Source organism: Kribbella sp. ALI-6-A (assembly GCF_001984195.1).
GTDB lineage: Bacteria > Actinomycetota > Actinomycetes > Propionibacteriales > Kribbellaceae > Kribbella.
The window spans coordinates 639,296-656,181 of sequence record NZ_MTQN01000011.1; the positions used below are offsets into that span (position 1 = coordinate 639,296).

Genomic DNA, 16,886 nt, shown 5'->3' on the forward strand with positions numbered 1-16,886 from the left:
AGCGATTCGTCAGGCCGGCAAGGGCCGGTAGGCCCCCACGGTGACCTCGCCGGTGAGTTCGGCGGTGACGGTCTGCAGACCCCGCGGCTGGCCCTCGGCGTACGTGATCAGCGTGACCTGCCCCGGCCGGCGCAGCGTGTACCCCAGCGCGAACGCGTACGCCGCTCCCCCGGTCGTCCCGTTCGTGTACGTCGTGACCGAGCGCCCGCCGACGGTCTTCGTCTCCGGCCCGACCTGCCGGTGCAGGTGTCCCGAGACCAGCAGCGACGCGCAGCCGCGCGCAGCGGTCTCCTGGTACGACGAGGGGTCGTGCACCACCATCGTCGAGATCGGCTCGTCCTCGGCCTGGGCGCAGGCGACGCCGGCCAGCCGCGCGGACTGCTCGGCGGTGGTCTCGTCGCCCGGCGTGTCGGCGCTGCCGAGCCCGGTCCGGGTCGGGTCGCTGTCGCCGAGGAAGCGGATCCCCTCGACCTCGACCGGCTCGCTGTCCAGCACGGTGAACTTGTTGCGGCGCATCGTCTCTTCGACGAAGCCGCCGGAGTCGTGGTTGCCGGCCACCGCGACCACCTTCAGGTCCCTGAAGTGCTGGGCCAGCGAGTTGATGCTGAACGCCTCCCAGGACTGCCCCGACGAGGTGTCGTCCCCGGCGTCGATCAGGATCTTCGCGCCGGCCACCTTCGCCACCTCGGCGGCGAACGGGTCCATCCCGATGTTGTCGTGCCGGTCCGAGACCAGCAGCGCGACGGTCTCGCCCTCACCGGCGGCCCGGATCCGCCCGCCGACCCGGCTGACCCGGTCGCGCAGCTGCCCGTAGAACTCGGTGGACCGTTCGTACGTCTCGAACGCCGTCCGGATCACCCCGACTCCCCCGTCGGTGGAGAACCCGGAGGCCACCTCGACGGTCTTCAGCCGGTCGTCGAACGACACCTCCGGCAGCAGGTCCCCGAGCGGTCGCCACTGCGTCGGCGGCGCCTGGGCCTGTCGCATCTGCCCGGGCCCGATCACCGACGCGACGGTCACCAGCAGCGCCACCAGTACGACGATCGCCCGGTGCTGCACCCGTCGTTCCCCCCGGTGCACCAAGGCGAACAGCTCCCGCCGCCGGCGCGGACCGACCATCGCCCACAGCGTCGCGACGAGGACCGCGACCAGCAGCCCCGACCCGGCCCCGGCGACCGCGTTGTCGACCGCCATCTGCTGTACGACCTCGCGGATCCGCGCGATCTCACCGTCGGGCTGGGAGGCGATCAACGCGTCCCGGGTGAGCAGGTCGTTCAGATTGGCGGCGTCGGTCTCCTGGACGTCGAGGTTGACGCCGAGGCCGAGCGGCAGGTTCATGTCCAGCCGCAGCCTGGGCAGGATCGCGCCGAGGTCGATGGTCGCGTGCGAGTCGAAGGTCGGCGAGACCTGGGCGGTGTGCGCGCCGACGGTGACCCGCTCGGAGTCGTTGGCGAACCCCAGCAGACCGACGACGAGCGAGACCACGAACCACAGCGCCACCAACGCGGCCCACGGCGCCGCCCGGCGCAGCCGCGCACGGGTGATCAGTCGTCGAGGCACGACCACCAACTTAGGGGTCCGGATCAAACCCTTGGCTCAGCGGGCGCGGCGTTTCTCCAACCCGCGCCCGCTGTTCACCAGGGGTCAGACCACCAGCGGCCTGGCGGTCGGCGGAATCGGCGTCGGCAGCGTCGACGAACCGGTCAGGAACGCGTCGACACCGTTCGCGCAGGACCGGCCCTCGGCGATCGCCCAGACGATCAGGGACTGCCCGCGGCCCGCGTCACCGCAGGCGAACACGCCGTCGACCGAGGTCTGGTACGACTTGTCCCGCTTGACGTTGCCGCGCTCGTCGAGCTCCACGCCGAGCTGGTCGAGGAACCCTTCCTTCTCCGGGCCGAGGAAGCCCATCGCGAGCAGCACCAGCTGCGCCGGGATGGTCCGCTCGCTGCCCGGCACCGGCGTGAACTTGCCGTCCACCAGCTCGACCTCGACCAGGTCCAGTCCGGCAACGTGACCGTTGTCGTCGGCCACGAAGTTGTTCGTCGAGACGGCGTACACCCGCTCGCCGCCCTCCTCGTGCGCCGATGCGACCCGGTAGATCATCGGGTACGTCGGCCAGGGCTGGCCGGCCGGCCGCTCGTCGGACGGGCGCGGCATGATCTCCAGCTGGGTGACGCTGCGCGCCCCCTGGCGGTGCGCCGTACCGAGGCAGTCGGCGCCGGTGTCGCCGCCGCCGATGATCACCACGTCCTTGCCGGTCGCAACGATCTGGTCCTCGACCGTTTCGCCGAGCGCGACCCGGTTGGCCTGCGGCAGGTACTCCATCGCCTGGTGGATCCCGGCGAACTCACGACCGGGCACCGGCAGGTCCCGGGCGGCGGTCGCGCCGGTGGCGATCACCACGGCGTCGTAGCGCTGCTTGAGCTGGGTCCCGGTGACATCCACGCCGACGTTGACGCCGGAGCGGAAGACCGTGCCCTCCTCCTTCATCTGCTGGATCCGGCGGTCGACCTGGATCTTCTCCATCTTGAACTCCGGGATGCCGAAGCGCAGCAGGCCGCCCGGCGCCGAAGCGCGCTCGTACACCGCGACGGTGTGTCCCGCGCGGGTCAGCTGCTGGGCCACGGCCAGGCCGGCCGGGCCGGAGCCGACGACCGCGATCGTCTTGCCGGTCAGCCACTCCGGCGGCTGGGGCCGGACGTCGCCGGCTTCCCAGGCCTTGTCGATGATCGCGACCTCGACGTTCTTGATCGTCACCGGCTCCTGGTTGATGCCGAGCACGCAGGCCGGCTCACACGGGGCCGGGCAGAGCCGGCCGGTGAACTCGGGGAAGTTGTTGGTCGCGTGCAGCCGCTCGATCGCCCCGGTCCAGTCGTCGCGCCAGACCAGGTCGTTCCACTCCGGGATCAGGTTGCCCAGCGGGCAGCCGGAGTGGCAGAACGGAATCCCGCAGTCCATGCACCGGCCGGCCTGCTTGCCGATGATCGGCAGCAGCGCCTTGCCCGGTCCACCGGGATAGACCTCTTTCCAGTCCCGCTTGCGTTCCTCGACCGGGCGGCGCTCGGCCACCTCGCGCGGAGTGGTCAGGAATCCCTTCGGGTCAGCCATCAGATGGCCTCCATCATCGCTCGCGTGGTGGCGTCCTCGTCCAGCCCGTCGCGCTCGGCGGCCGCCTTGGCCGCCAGCACCCGGGCGTAGTCGCGGGGCATCACCGTGGTGAACCTGGCCTCGGCGGCGGTCCAGTCAGCGAGCAGCTTGGCCGCCCGCTCCGAACCGGTCTCCTCGTGGTGACGGCGGACCAGGTCCTGCAACAGGTCGGACTCCTCGGTGGTGAGCGGGAGCAGGTCGACCAGCTCCGGGTTCACCAGCGCGGGGTCCAGGTCGAGCACGTGGGCCACGCCGCCCGACATGCCCGCCGCGAAGTTCCGGCCGACGGCGCCGATCACCACGACACGTCCACCGGTCATGTACTCGCAGGCGTGGTCGCCGACCGCTTCGACCACGGCGGTGGCGCCGGAGTTGCGCACGCAGAACCGTTGCCCCGCGCCACCGTTGATGAACAGCTCACCCGACGTCGCGCCGTACGCGATCACGTTGCCGGCGATGATCTGGTCGGCCGCGTCGAACCGCGCCTCGCGGTCCGGGCGGATCACCACCCGCCCACCGGACAGGCCCTTGCCGACGTAGTCGTTCGCGTCGCCCTCGAGCCGCAGCGTCACACCCTTGGGCACGAACGCCGCGAACGAGTTGCCGGCCGACCCGGTGAAGGTCAGGTCGATCGTGCCGTCGGGCAGCCCGGCGGCGCGGTACTTCTTGGTGATCTCGTGGCCGAGCATCGTGCCGACGGTGCGGTTCACGTTGCGGATCGGGAGCTGGGCGCGGACCGGTTCGCCGTTCTCGATGGCCGGCGCGCAGATCCGGATCAGCTCCTTGTCGAGCGCCTTGTCCAGGCCGTGGTCCTGCGGCACCGTCCGGTGCAGCGAGGCGCCCTGGGGCAGCGACGGCACGTGCAGCATCGGCGACAGGTCGAGCCCGTCGGCCTTCCAGTGGTCGACGGCGCGCTCGATGTCGAGCACCTCGGCGTGGCCGATCGCCTCGTCCAGCGAGCGGAAGCCGAGCTCGGCCAGGTACTCGCGGACCTCCTCGGCGATGAACTCGAAGAAGTTCACCACGAATTCCGGCTTGCCGGCGAAGCGCTCGCGCAGCACCGGGTTCTGGGTGGCGACGCCGACCGGGCAGGTGTCCAGGTGGCAGACCCGCATCATGATGCAGCCCGACACCACCAGCGGCGCGGTGGCGAAGCCGTACTCCTCGGCGCCGAGCAGCGCCGCGACCACGACGTCCCGGCCGGTCTTCAGCTGACCGTCGGTCTGGACGACGATCCGGTCGCGCAGACCGTTGAGCAGCAGGGTCTGCTGGGTCTCGGCCAGGCCGAGCTCCCACGGGCCGCCGGCGTGCTTGAGCGACGTCAGCGGAGCCGCGCCGGTCCCACCGTCGTGGCCGGAGATCAGTACGACGTCCGCGTGCGCCTTGCTGACGCCCGCCGCGATCGTGCCGACCCCGACCTCGGAGACCAGCTTGACGTGGATCCGGGCCGACGGGTTGGCGTTCTTCAGGTCGTGGATCAGCTGGGCCAGATCCTCGATCGAGTAGATGTCGTGGTGCGGCGGCGGCGAGATCAGGCCGACGCCGGGCGTCGAGTGCCGGGTGCCGGCCACCCACGGGTAGACCTTGTGGCCGGGCAGCTGGCCGCCCTCGCCGGGCTTCGCGCCCTGCGCCATCTTGATCTGGATGTCGTCGGAGTTGGTCAGGTACTCCGCCGTCACGCCGAACCGGCCGGACGCGACCTGCTTGATCGAGCTGCGCCGCGCCGGGTCGTGCAGGCGGTCGGAGTTCTCGCCGCCCTCACCGGTGTTCGACTTGCCGCCGAGCTGGTTCATCGCGATCGCGAGCGTCTCGTGCGCCTCGGCGCTGATCGAGCCGTAGCTCATCGCGCCGGTGCTGAACCGCTTGACGATCGCGCTGACCGGCTCGACCTCGTCGACGCTGATCGGCTGCCGGTCCGACTTGAAGCCGAACAGACCGCGCAGCGTCATCAGCCGCTCGGACTGCTCGTCGACGCGCTGCGTGTACTGCTTGAAGATGTCGTAGCGCCCGGTCCGGGTCGAGTGCTGCAGCCGGAACACGGTCTCGGGGTCGAACAGGTGCGGCTCGCCCTCACGCCGCCACTGGTACTCGCCGCCGACCTCGAGCTTGCGGTGCGCCGGCAGGATCCCGTCGGCCGGGTAGGCCCGCAGGTGCCGCTGGCGGACCTCCTCGGCGACGACGTCCAGCCCGATGCCGCCGAGCTTGCTCGACGTACCGGTGAAGTAGGCGTCCACCAGGTCCGGCGACAGACCGGTCGCCTCGAAGATCTGCGCGCCCGTGTACGACGCGACGGTGCTGACGCCCATCTTGGACATCACCTTGAGCACGCCCTTGCCGAGCGACTTCACCACGTTCTTGACCGCTTGCTCAGGGTCGATCCCGGGCAGGTAGGTGCCGCGCCGGGCCAGGTCCTCGACCGACTCCAGCGCCAGGTACGGGTTGATCGCGGCCGCGCCGTACCCCATCAGGAGCGCGACGTGGTGCACCTCGCGGACGTCACCGGCCTCGACCACCAGACCGACCTGGGTGCGGGTCTTCTCCCGGACCAGGTGGTGGTGCACCGCGGAGGTGAGCAGCAGCGACGGGATCGGTGCCTTCTCCGCGTTGGAGTGCCGGTCGGACAAAACCAGGATCCGGGCCCCGTCGGCGATCGCCGCGGACGCCTCGGCGCAGATCTCGTCCAGCCGCCGCTTCAGCGCGTCGCCGCCGCCCTCGACGTCGTACACGCCGCGCAGCACCATCGTCGCCAGGCCCGGCATGTCGCCGTCCAGGTTGATGTGGCGCAGCTTGGCCAGCTCGTCGTTGGTGATCACCGGGAACGGCAGCACCACCTGACGGCAGGACGCCGGGCTCGGGTCGAGCAGGTTCGACTCCGGGCCGAGCGACGACGACAGCGAGGTCACCAGCTCCTCGCGGATCGCGTCCAGCGGCGGGTTCGTCACCTGGGCGAACAACTGCGCGAAGTAGTCGAACAGCAGTCGCGGCCGGTCGCTCAGTACGGCGATCGGCGTGTCGGTGCCCATCGAGCCGATCGGCTCGGCGCCGGTCTTGGCCATCGGGGTGAGCAGGACCCGCAGCTCTTCCTCGGTGTAGCCGAAGACCTGCTGGCGGCGCGTCACCGACGCGTGGCTGTGCACGACGTGCTCGCGCTCGTGCAGGTCCTCGAACCGGATCAGCCCGGCGTGCAGCCACTCGTCGTACGGGTGCTCGTCGGCCAGGGCGGCTTTCACCTCGGCGTCGGTGACGATCCGGTGCGCATCGACGTCGACCAGGAAGATCCGGCCCGGCTCGAGCCGGCCCTTCTGGGTGACCGTCGCCGGGTCGATGTCCAGGACACCGGCCTCGGAGGCCAGCACGACCAGACCGTCCTCGGTGACCCAGTACCGCGACGGGCGCAGGCCGTTGCGGTCGAGCACCGCGCCGACCTTCGTGCCGTCGGAGAAGACCACCGACGCCGGGCCGTCCCACGGCTCCATCAGCGTCGAGTGGAACTCGTAGAACGCGCGCCGCTTCGGGTCCATCGTGGTGGCGTTCTCCCACGCCTCCGGGATCATCATCAGCATCGCGTGCGGCAGCGACCGGCCGCCCAGGTGCAGCAGCTCCAGCACCTCGTCGAACGACGCGGAGTCCGAGGCGCCCGGCGTACAGATCGGGTACAGCTGCTCCAGGTCGCCCGGGATCAGGTCGCTGGCCAGCAGGGCCTCGCGGGCGCGCATCCAGTTCCGGTTGCCCTGAACGGTGTTGATCTCACCGTTGTGGGCGATGTAGCGGTACGGGTGCGCCAGCGGCCAGGACGGGAACGTGTTGGTGGAGAACCGGCTGTGCACGACGCCGATCGCCGAGGCGAGGTCGGGGTCGGTCAGCTCGGGGAAGAACTTGTCCAGCTGGTCGGTGGTCAGCATCCCCTTGTAGGTGATGGTCCGGCCGGACAGCGACGGGAAGTACGTCGCGGTCTCCCGCTCGGCCCGCTTGCGCAGCCGGAACGCCATCCGCTCCAGCGCCAGGCCGAGCACCCGGCCGGCCTTCGCGGCGACGAACAGCTGGCGGAACACCGGCATCACCGAACGGGCGGTGGCGCCGAGCAGGTCCGGCGTGGTCGGCACGTCGCGCCAGCCCAGGACGGTGAGGTTTTCCTCGTCGGCCAGCTCCTCGATCCGCGCGACGGCCTTGGCGGCGTCGTCGGGATCCTGCGGCAGGAACGCGATGCCGGTGGCGTAGCCGCGCGCGACCGGCAGGTCGAAGTCGCACACCTTGCGGTAGTACGCGTCCGGCACCTGGATCAGGATGCCGGCGCCGTCGCCGGAGTCGGGTTCGGCGCCGGAGGCACCACGATGCTCGAGGTTGCGCAGGGCGGTCAAAGCCTTGGCCACGATGTCGTGGCTCGGTTCACCGGTCAGGGTGGCGACGAAGGCGACACCGCACGCGTCGTGCTCGTGCTTGCCGTCGTACAAACCCTCAGCGGGGAAAGGGGGGCGACCAAACATCCAGGGGCTCCCGTCGTCCTACGGTCAACTACTGGCCGCGGGACAACATTGGCCCAAGCCGGGAGTCCCGAGACTACCTCATGACGCCCGACAGATGGACAGTCGTTTCACCGCCGGACGCCCTTTCACCGTTCAGTGTCACGCCCTGTAAGCAAGCGCTCACTCCGGTGCTCCATCTTCGCAGTAACGACGCCGCCCGACCAGCCGAATCCAGGTGAACATCCGGCGCTTTCTCCGGCAGGCTGGGCGCTGTGCATCCCTCCTGGACACCGCTGACGGCCGGCACTGGGCAGTACACCGGCGGGGTCTGGCGTACGCCGGACGGCGCGGTGGTCAAACGCCTCGTGCGCGGCCCTGGAGAGCCCCGTCACCACGCGTACTGGCGCCGGCAAGCCCTGGTGGGCGAGTCGGGGCTGCTGGAGCACACACCGGGCCTGAGAGCGCCGGAGACGCTTGCCGTCGAGGAGGACGGCGAGGGACTGCTTCTGTGGATGCGGTGGGTCGAGCCGGTGGCGTCGGACGACTTGGTCCTGGCCGCGGCGCTGGGCCGGTTCGCGGCTGCGGCTGTGCCGGAGCAGCCGTGGGGTGCCCGGGACATCCTGCGGGTTCGGTTGGAGACCGTGGCGCGGCGTGGCGGATGGTCGCCGCTCGACGGTGTCGTCGACGGTTCGTTGCTAGCGGCCCTCAAATCGCTGTGGGACCGCCGCGAGTCGTTGCTTGCCGAGCTCGCTGCGCTCCCCCACGTTCCTACCCACGGGGACGCCCATCCGGTGAACCTGATCGGCCGCGCCGGGGACGACGTGGTCGCAATCGACTGGGAGCAATTCGGCCACGGGCCGCTCGGCTTCGACCTCGGCTACCTGCTGCTCGCCTCGTCGCGATCGCTCGACGAACTGGTCGGCGCGTTCGGAGATCCGTCGGTGCGGCGGGGCGCCGTACTGGTTGCCGCGTACACCGCGGCCTCGCGGGCCGCTTGGTTGCTCACGCAGCCGTCGCCTCGTGAGCATCTGCGCCGGTTGACCGAGCTGCGTCACGTGGTGCTGGAGGCGGCTACCTAGCGCGCAGCCAGGCGGTGTGGTAGGCGGTGTAGCTGGGGTAGCGGGTGGTGGTGGCTTCCTGCAGCACGTCGTACTGGGGGTTGGTGCCGCGGAAGGCGTCGCCTTCGCCGAGCAGGACGAGGCCGGTGCGAGCCATCACGTAGGCGGTCGTGCGGTCGTCGACGGGGGCGCCGAGGGCGAACTCCTCGGGGGCCATGAAGCGGGTGCTGCCGAACATGCGGCCCATGGTGTTGCGGTACGGGCCGTGCACGTAGCTGTCGAGGTCCATGACGGTCAGCTGGTGCTGGGTGAAGTCGTAGAGCAGCGCGCCGTCGTAGAAGTCGCCCTCGACCCAGCCGGCGGCGGTGAGGTCGGCGTGCAGGTCGTAGAGCCGGTCGAGTGCGGCGACGATCCGCTCGACGGGCAGCGCGCGGAAGCGCTGGAACGGTGTGGACGGGTCGTCCCGTCGCTCGGCGGGCGTGCCAAGGTGCTCGCCGTCGCGCCAGTCGTAGACGAGGATCGGGCCGCCGGGCGACTCGATCAGCTGGTGGAAGTCCGGGAGCAACGGGTGCCGGACAGTCGTCGCGAGGCGGGCGGCGTTGCGGAGGAGTTGGCCGCGGGCCTCGAAGTCCAGGTAGGGAGCTTGGTCGTCGGGGTCGCCAGCGGTTTTGCAGAAGTAGCGGGCGTCGCCGGTGTCCACGCCGTACGAGATGTTGCCGGAGTCCTGGGTGTCGGCGCCGAACCGGGCGAAGACCCGGCCGAGGGACTGCAGGTAGTCGGCCGGTTGCTGGGTGATCTCTGCGGGAAACACGCGCCGGACGCTACCGGCCCAGGGCTTCGAGGGCGACGGCATTCGACGAGGCGGACGTGCAGCACTCACCAACCTTCCGCCGTCGGCCGGTGGCAGGCGTGGAGGACCGCTGAGCAGGCGCTCCGGGGGTGGTTGGTGAGTGGTGGAGGTCCGGCTCAGCCGATGCCTGGACCGACGAGGGTGCCGACGAAGTACGTCAGCGCCGCGGCCGCGCCACCGAGGAGGAGCTGGCGGAGGCCGGAGTACCACCAGGAGCGGGTGGTGACGCGGCTGACGACGGCGCCGCAGACGAACAGCGCGGTCAGCGACAGCACGAGGGCGGGCAGGACGTTGGAGGCGCCGAGCAGGTACGGCAGGAGCGGGACCAGGGCGCCGATGGCGAAGCAGACGAACGACGACGCGGCGGCGACGACCGGCGACGGGAGGTCGTTGGGGTCGATGCCGAGCTCCTCGCGGACGTGTTCCTCCAGGGCCTGGTCGGGGTCGGCGTGGAACTGCTCGGCGACCTTGCTGGCCAGGTCCGGATCGAGGCCCTTCGCGCGGTAGGTCTCGGCGAGCTCGAACTCCTCGTCGACCGGATGCCGCTGGATCTCGCGCCGCTCGACCTCGATCTCGGCGTGGGCCAGCTCGCGCTGGGAGGCGACCGAGGTGTACTCCCCCGCCGCCATCGAGAACGCGCCCGCGGCGAGTCCCGCGAGCCCGGCCAGGACGATGAACTTCGAGCCGGATTCGGTGCCGCCGTCCATGCCCGCGATCAGCGCGAAGTTGCTGACCAGACCGTCCATGGCGCCGAACACGGCGGGACGCAGCCAGCCACCGGTCACGTCGCGATGGGTGTGGTCGCCGGAGTGCTCCGGCGAACCACCTGGTGCGCGAGGCGCCGACGGCGCAGGTCCGGCGGAGGCCGATGCGACAGGCGCAGCGGAGGCCGACGAAGCAGGCGGCACCGAGGCCGAAGAAGCAGGCGGCACCGAGGCCGCCGCCTGCTCTTCGCCCGCAGGCGGCGTGTTGCCTGCGGGACTTCCGTCAGTCACGAGACCCGTCGATGGACGGCTTGTCCGGGCCGGTCGTCGCGTCGGCCTTCGGCGTGGCTGGGTCCGCGGGCGCCTCGTCCTCCGGGCGGGTGCCTTCGACCACCGGCGTGGGCTCGGCAGGCAGGGCCTCGCCCGGGGTGTCGTCGCCGGCCGCCGGAGTCGTGCGGATGTCCTCCTGCCCAGGCCGCGTGCGGGCGCTGATCACGAAGAACACGACCGCGAGCACGAACAGGATGATCGACGTCCAGACGTTCAGCCGCAGGCCGAGCACGTGTTCGGCGGCGTCGACGCGGAGGGTCTCGATGTAGCCGCGCCCGACGGTGTACGCCGCGACGTACAGGGCGAAGGCGCGGCCGTGGCCGAGCTTCCAGCGGCGGTCGGCCCAGATCACCAGCGCGATCACACCGAGGTTCCAGATCGCCTCGTACAGGAACGTCGGGTGATGCAGCGTCTGACCGATGACGTTGCCGTCCACGTCCTTGGTGTCGATCTCCAGGGCCCACGGCAGATCGGTGACCCGGCCGTACAGTTCCTGGTTGAAGTAGTTGCCGAAGCGCCCGAGCACCTGCGCGAGCGCGATGCCCGGCGCCATCGCGTCGGCCACTGCCAGGAACGGCACCTTGTGCCGGCGGCAGGCGATCCAGGCGCCGAGCGCGCCGAACGCGATCGCGCCCCAGATCCCCAGCCCGCCGTTCCAGATCTTCAGCGCGTCGATCGGGTCGTTCGGGGAGCCGGAGCCGAAGTACTGCCCCCAGTCGGTGAGCACGTGGTAGATCCGCGCGCCGACCAGGCCGAACGGGACCGCCCACATGAAGACGTCGGCGAGCACCTCGGCGGATCCGCCGCGGGCGACCCAGCGCTTCCGGCCGAGCCAGTAGCCGGCGAAGATGCCGGCCAGGATGCACAGCGCGTACGCACGCACCGGCAGCCCGAAGACGTGCCAGACACCCTGGCTGGGACTGGGAATGAAGGCCGGTACGATCACGGCGGTCAGCTGACTAAACATGGCAAGCACGAACGCTACTCGACCGCCCCCACCGCGACCACCAACCGGCGGTCACGATGGGGACTCGGAGTGCAGGGGCGTGGTGACCGAGGGCATGCAGTCGCGAGCAGGTGCCCGGTGCGGTAGCTCGGTGTGCTGGAGTGAAGGCCTCGATGCTTTTCCATCGTGGCCTTTGCTCCAGTGCGCCGAGGTGCCGTGCCGGGTGCCGCGCAGCACGCATGCCCTCGGTCACCACGCCCCTAGCCCTTGGCCTCGGTGACGGCGGCGGTGATGCCTTCGGGGGTGAGCTGGTCCGAGGGCAGCATCTTGTCGTTGACGAAAACCGCCGGCGTGCCCTCGACCTTGCGGGCGGTCGCGGCCTGGCCGACCGACTCCAGCCAGCCGCCGTACTTGTTGTCCTTGACGGCCGCCTCGAAGGTGGCGTCGTCGATCTTCAGCTGCTTGCCCAGCTCGATCAGCTGGTCCTCGGTCCAGGACTTGGCGAAGTCGGCGTACAGCTCGTCGGCGTAGCTGCGGGCCTTGCCGGCCGCGGCGGCCGCGGCGAACGCGTTCGCCAGCCGCGGCGAGGCGTCCCGGCTCACGAACGTCATCGGCCAGTAGGTCACCGTGGCGGTGCCGTCGTCGACCAACTTGTCGATGGTCGAGCTGGTCTCGTCCTCGAAGTCCTTGCAGTGCGGGCAGCGGAAGTCCAGGTAGAGGTCGATGTTCGCCTTCGCGCCCGCCTTGCCGACCTTCACGCCCTGGCCGCTGGTGCCCGGGCCGGTGATCACCGTCGGCTCCGGTCCGCCGTTCGAGCTGACCTCGACGCCGGAATTGCTGCGCCAGTACTGGACGCCGACGCCCGCGCCGAGCGCGAGCACCAGGACCACCACCACGACGACGCCGGGACCGATCCGTCGCTTCTTGTTCTCCACCAGCGGGTTGACCGGGGGTTTCCTCTTGCTCACGACGCCGTTACTCCTGTCGATACGTGGGGATTCGATTCGAGCGCGAACTTGCTGAACGGGCGGGCGAACAGCCAGCCCGCGAGGACCAGCAGACCGGTGTCGCGCAGGACCTCCTGCAGGTACTCGGTCCGACCGGCCGCGACCGTACCGCCGCCGCCGAAGCAGCCGCAGTCGATCGACAAGCCGCGGGCCCAGGCGGACGAGACCGCGGCGATGAACACCACCATGAACACCCCGGCGGCCACACCGGCCGGACGGGTGCCGAAACCGGCGATCAGCAGCAGGCCGATCGCCATCTCGAGGAACGGCAGACCCCACCCCACCGGGGTCACCAGTGCCTGCGGCAACAACTCGTAGGCACGGACGGCCTGGACGGCCATCGCCGGGTCGGCGACCTCGATGGCACCGGCCACCAGCATCACGGCACCCAGCGTCAGCCGGGCCGCCGTCGACACCCTGGGCAGCCAGGCCCGCCGGATCACCGGTTGTCCTCCACCAGCTTGCCGAAGTCGTGCGCCATGTCACCGATCGCGGCGTTGGACAACCACAGCACGGTCGCCTTCTCGTCCTTGCCGAAGCCGAGCACCTGAGCGCCGTGACCGACCTCGTAGCCGCCGGACGGCAGTTTCTTCATGCCCTCCACCGGTACGCCGACCGCCTTCGCGATGTCCTTGATCGAGGCCAGCGACCCGGTCAGCCCGACGAACGACGGGTCGAACCGGTCCAGGTACTTGCGGATCACCGGCCCGGTGTCCCGCGCCGGGTCGGTGGTCACGAACAGCATCTGGACGTCGTTGCGGACCGGATCGTCGAGCTTGGTCAGCGCGGAGGCGACGTCGGCCATCACCGTCGAGCACACGTCCGGGCAGTTGGTGTAACCGAAGAACACCAGCGTGACCGGCTTCTTGGTCGACGTGCGCAGGTTGAACTCGTTGCCCGAGGTGTCGGTCAGCGACTTGGCCGGCAGGGCGTACGGCCGGTCCAGCACCGCGCCACGCAGCCCGTTCGGGTCGGCGGAGGCGGTCCGGATCACCGCCCCGCCGGGGTTGTCGGCGGTTTGCTGCTTCTGCCCGCTCCCGCAGCCTGCGAGGGCCAGCAGAGCCACCGCGGCGACGAGGACGGCCGCGTTCCTGGTTCGACTCACGGGCGTTCTAACGAGCGGCGGCGGCCGTGGGTTCCCGCCGGACGCCCTCGGCGAGACTTTCGGTCAGCGCCCGGACGCCGGCCGGTCCACCGTCGCCCAGCGCCTTGACCAGCGCCGCTCCGACGATCACCGCGTCCGCGAACGCCGCGATGCCGGCCGCCTGGTCGCCGTTGGAGACGCCGAGCCCGACGCCGACCGGCAGCCCGGTCGTCGCCTTGGTCCGGGCCACCAGCGGCGCGGCCAGGTCGGAGGCCTGCTCGCGTGCGCCGGTGACACCCATCACAGCGGTCGCGTAGACGAAACCGCGGCAGTTCGCCGTGGTCAGCGCGATCCGCTCGTCGGTCGACGAGGGCGAGACCAGGAACACCTTGTCCAGGTCGAGCTTGTCGGCCGCCGCGATCCACTCGGCGCCTTCGTCCGGGATCAGGTCGGGCGTGATCAGCCCCGCTCCCCCGGCCCCGGCCAGGTCGGTGGCGAACCGGTCCACGCCGTAGCGCTCGACCGGGTTCCAGTACGTCATCACCAGTACCGGTACGTCGGCGTACGCGGTGATCTTCTCGACCGTCGCGAGTACGTCGCGGGTCCGCACACCGCCGGCCCGGGCGATCTCGGTGGCGCGCTGGATGGTCACGCCGTCCATCACCGGGTCGCTGTACGGCAGGCCGATCTCGATCACGTCCACACCGCCGTCGACGAGCGCCTTGATCCCGTCCACGCCGCCGTCGATCGTCGGGTAACCGGCCGGCAGGTAACCGACCAGCGCGGCGCGGCCCTCGTCGCGGGCGGCCCGGATCGCGCGCCCTGCATTGCCCAGGGCAACCACTTGCTCGCTCATGCCCGTACGTCCTTCGGTTCGATCTTCGCGTCGATCAGGCCGAACCACTCGCCGGCGGTGTCCATGTCCTTGTCGCCGCGGCCGGACAGGTTCACCAGCAGCACGGCCTCCGGGCCGAGCTCGCGGGCGATCTCCAGCGCGCCGGCCACCGCGTGCGCCGACTCGATCGCGGGGATGATGCCCTCGGTCCGGGCCAGCAGCTTCAGCGCGTCCATCGCGGCCGCGTCCGTCACCGGCCGGTACGTCGCCCGGCCGGTCTCGGCGAGCCACGCGTGCTCCGGGCCGACACCGGGGTAGTCCAGACCGGCCGAGATCGAGTGCGACTCGATCGTCTGCCCGTCGTCGTCCTGCAGCAGGTACGACCGGGCACCGTGCAGTACGCCGATCTGCCCCGCCGTGATCGTCGCGGCGTGCCGGCCGGTCTCGTAGCCGTCACCGCCGGCCTCGATCCCGTACAGCTTCACGCCGGTGTCCGGCACGAACGCGGCGAACAGGCCGATCGCGTTCGACCCGCCGCCGACACAGGCGATCGCGGCGTCGGGCAGCCGGCCGAGCAGTTCGAGCGACTGGGCCCGGGCCTCGTCGCCGATGCCGCGGACGAAGTCGCGCACCATCGCCGGGAACGGGTGGCCACCGGCCGCCGTACCGAGCAGGTAGTGGGTGTTGTCGACGCTGGCGACCCAGTCGCGCAGGGCCTCGTTGATCGCGTCCTTCAGCGTGCGCGACCCGGTCTTGACCGGGATCACCTCGGCGCCGAGCAGCTTCATCCGGGCCACGTTCAGCGCCTGGCGCTCGGTGTCGACCTCGCCCATGTACACCACGCACTCGAGGTCCAGGTACGCGCACGCGGTCGCGGTGGCGACGCCGTGCTGGCCGGCGCCGGTCTCGGCGATCACGCGGGTCTTGCCCATCCGCTTGGTCAGCAGCGCCTGGCCGAGCACGTTGCGGACCTTGTGGGCGCCGGTGTGGTTGAGGTCCTCGCGCTTGAGCAGGATCCGGGCGCCGGCCACGTCGGACAGCCGGGTCGCGTCGTACAGCAGGCTCGGGGTGCCGGCGTACTCGCGCAGCATCCGCTCGAACTCGTCGGTGAAGGCCTTGTCGGCCATCGCCTCCTGCCACGCGGCGGTCAGCTCGTCCAGCGGGCCGATCAGGGCCTCCGGCATGAACCGGCCGCCGAAACGGCCGAAGTGCCCGAGCTGGTCGGGCAGCAGTGTGGTCATCTCTTCGCCTTCCGACCCCGGCCGGCCAGGGCCCGGAAACCGCATCGCGGGCCCAACAGAGGTTGAGCCCGCAGACGGTAACAGACCCTGCCGAACAGGGTTCTACGTCTCAGTGACGCTGCTGGATGGCGGGGTGCGATCCGGCAGCGACCAGATCGGCGACCGAGGAGCGGGGATCGCTGCCGGTCACCAGGGTTTCACCGACGAGGACGACATCGGCCCCGGCGCGCGCGAACTCGATTACATCACGCGGGCCGCGCACGCCCGACTCCGCCACCCGGACCAGGTTGGCCGGGATGCCGGGCGCGACCCGGGCGAAGGTGTCGCGGTCGACCTCGAGGGTCTTCAGGTTGCGGTTGTTCACGCCGATCAGCTGAGCCCCGGCGTCGACGGCCCGCTTGGTCTCCTCCTCGTCGTGCACCTCCACCAGCGGGCACAGACCGATCGACTGGGCCCGCTCGATCAGCGAGACCAGCGCCTCCTGCTCCAGCGCCGCCACGATCAGCAGCACCATGTCCGCACCGGCGGCGCGCGCCTCCCACAGCTGGTACGACGACACCACGAAGTCCTTGCGCAGGACCGGGACGTCGACCCGGCCGCGGACCGCGCGCAGGTCCTCCAGGCTGCCGTTGAAGCGGCGCTTCTCGGTCAGCACCGAGATCGCCGCCGCGCCGCCCTGCTCGTACTCCCCGGCCAGCGCGGCCGGGTCGGTGATCTCGGCCAGCGCGCCCTTGGACGGGCTGGACCGCTTCACCTCGGCGATCACCGCGATCCCGTCGCCGCGGAAGACCGGCATCGGGTCCTTGGCATCGGGCATCCGCTGCGCCTCGAGCTTGAGGTCGTCCAGGCTGACCAGCGCCTGGCGCTCCGCGAGGTCCTCCCGGACCCCGGCGAGGATGTCGTCAAGCACAGTCATGTCGTGGTCCGTCCGTCAGGAGTGGTCGCTGGACTTGGCACCGAAGCCGAGCAACTGCATGACCTTGCCGACCAGACCGCCCGCCACCGCGATCGCGGCCGAGATCCAGAACAGCACCCAGTTCGGTCCCATCACCATCGCGATCGCGCCGAGGGTGAAGCCGACCAGCACGATCACCACGGCGGTCCAGGCCGCCGGAGTGCTGCCGTGCAGGCCGCCCGCGTGGGCGTCCTCGCTCTCGTACGTCAGCTGCTGGTCCGTGGTCGTTTTGTCCGTCACCTGCGCCACTCCTCGTCGTCGTC

At 70.7% G+C, this 16,886-nt stretch carries 14 protein-coding genes; 1 reads left to right on the plus strand and 13 read right to left on the minus strand.

The window, feature by feature from the left end:
• Positions 1–9 precede the first annotated feature (9 nt).
• The 3 genes from BWI15_RS23540 to gltB form a co-directional block, all read right to left on the minus strand.
• Complete coding sequence (locus BWI15_RS23540; protein ID WP_077017228.1) at positions 10–1,560, minus strand: metallophosphoesterase family protein; 1,551 nt, start codon at positions 1,558–1,560, stop codon at positions 10–12.
• Between the two features lie 84 nt (positions 1,561–1,644).
• The gene (locus BWI15_RS23545) at positions 1,645–3,111 is read right to left on the minus strand and encodes a glutamate synthase subunit beta (protein WP_077016627.1); all 1,467 of its coding nucleotides are present in this window, start codon (positions 3,109–3,111) and stop codon (positions 1,645–1,647) included.
• A complete protein-coding gene (gltB, locus tag BWI15_RS23550) occupies positions 3,111–7,634 on the minus strand; it encodes a glutamate synthase large subunit (RefSeq protein ID WP_077016628.1) in 4,524 nt (1,507 codons plus the stop codon). The genes BWI15_RS23545 and gltB overlap by 1 nt, the downstream gene beginning before the upstream one ends.
• A 251-nt stretch (positions 7,635–7,885) precedes the next feature.
• Here gltB and BWI15_RS23555 point away from each other — a divergent pair, with 251 nt between their 5' ends.
• A complete protein-coding gene (locus BWI15_RS23555; RefSeq protein WP_077016629.1) occupies positions 7,886–8,692 on the plus strand; it encodes a phosphotransferase family protein in 807 nt (268 codons plus the stop codon).
• On the opposite strand, the gene BWI15_RS23560 is transcribed toward BWI15_RS23555, so the two are convergent.
• The 10 genes from BWI15_RS23560 to BWI15_RS23605 all read right to left on the minus strand — a co-directional run bounded on the left by BWI15_RS23560 (position 8,685) and on the right by BWI15_RS23605 (position 16,863).
• Positions 8,685–9,482 carry a serine/threonine protein kinase gene (locus BWI15_RS23560; RefSeq protein ID WP_143465786.1) on the minus strand — a complete coding sequence of 266 codons (798 nt, stop codon included), beginning with the start codon at positions 9,480–9,482 and terminating at the stop codon, positions 8,685–8,687. The two genes, BWI15_RS23555 and BWI15_RS23560, sit on opposite strands and share 8 nt — an antisense overlap.
• Before the next feature lie 155 nt (positions 9,483–9,637).
• The gene (locus BWI15_RS23565; RefSeq protein WP_077016631.1) at positions 9,638–10,306 is read right to left on the minus strand and encodes a VIT1/CCC1 transporter family protein; all 669 of its coding nucleotides are present in this window, start codon (positions 10,304–10,306) and stop codon (positions 9,638–9,640) included.
• 202 nt (positions 10,307–10,508) lie between these two features.
• Complete coding sequence (lgt, locus tag BWI15_RS23570; RefSeq protein WP_083750958.1) at positions 10,509–11,522, minus strand: prolipoprotein diacylglyceryl transferase; 1,014 nt, start codon at positions 11,520–11,522, stop codon at positions 10,509–10,511.
• Between the two features lie 239 nt (positions 11,523–11,761).
• Positions 11,762–12,469, minus strand: a complete 708-nt coding sequence (locus BWI15_RS23575; RefSeq protein ID WP_077016633.1) for a DsbA family protein — start codon at positions 12,467–12,469, stop codon at positions 11,762–11,764.
• Positions 12,466–12,951, minus strand: a complete 486-nt coding sequence (locus BWI15_RS23580; RefSeq protein WP_077016634.1) for a MauE/DoxX family redox-associated membrane protein — start codon at positions 12,949–12,951, stop codon at positions 12,466–12,468. Before BWI15_RS23580 ends, BWI15_RS23575 begins: the two co-directional genes overlap by 4 nt.
• Positions 12,948–13,613, minus strand: a complete 666-nt coding sequence (locus tag BWI15_RS23585) for an SCO family protein (RefSeq protein ID WP_077016635.1) — start codon at positions 13,611–13,613, stop codon at positions 12,948–12,950. Before BWI15_RS23585 ends, BWI15_RS23580 begins: the two co-directional genes overlap by 4 nt.
• A 7-nt stretch (positions 13,614–13,620) precedes the next feature.
• Entirely contained in the window at positions 13,621–14,448 is an 828-nt protein-coding gene (gene trpA, locus BWI15_RS23590) for a tryptophan synthase subunit alpha (RefSeq protein ID WP_077016636.1), read from the minus strand.
• The gene (gene trpB, locus BWI15_RS23595; RefSeq protein WP_077016637.1) at positions 14,445–15,668 is read right to left on the minus strand and encodes a tryptophan synthase subunit beta; all 1,224 of its coding nucleotides are present in this window, start codon (positions 15,666–15,668) and stop codon (positions 14,445–14,447) included. Before trpB ends, trpA begins: the two co-directional genes overlap by 4 nt.
• A gap of 109 nt (positions 15,669–15,777) precedes the next feature.
• Positions 15,778–16,584 carry an indole-3-glycerol phosphate synthase TrpC gene (gene trpC, locus BWI15_RS23600; RefSeq protein WP_077016638.1) on the minus strand — a complete coding sequence of 269 codons (807 nt, stop codon included), beginning with the start codon at positions 16,582–16,584 and terminating at the stop codon, positions 15,778–15,780.
• Between the two features lie 15 nt (positions 16,585–16,599).
• Entirely contained in the window at positions 16,600–16,863 is a 264-nt protein-coding gene (locus BWI15_RS23605; RefSeq protein WP_143465788.1) for an HGxxPAAW family protein, read from the minus strand.
• Between the last annotated feature and the right edge of the window lie 23 nt (positions 16,864–16,886).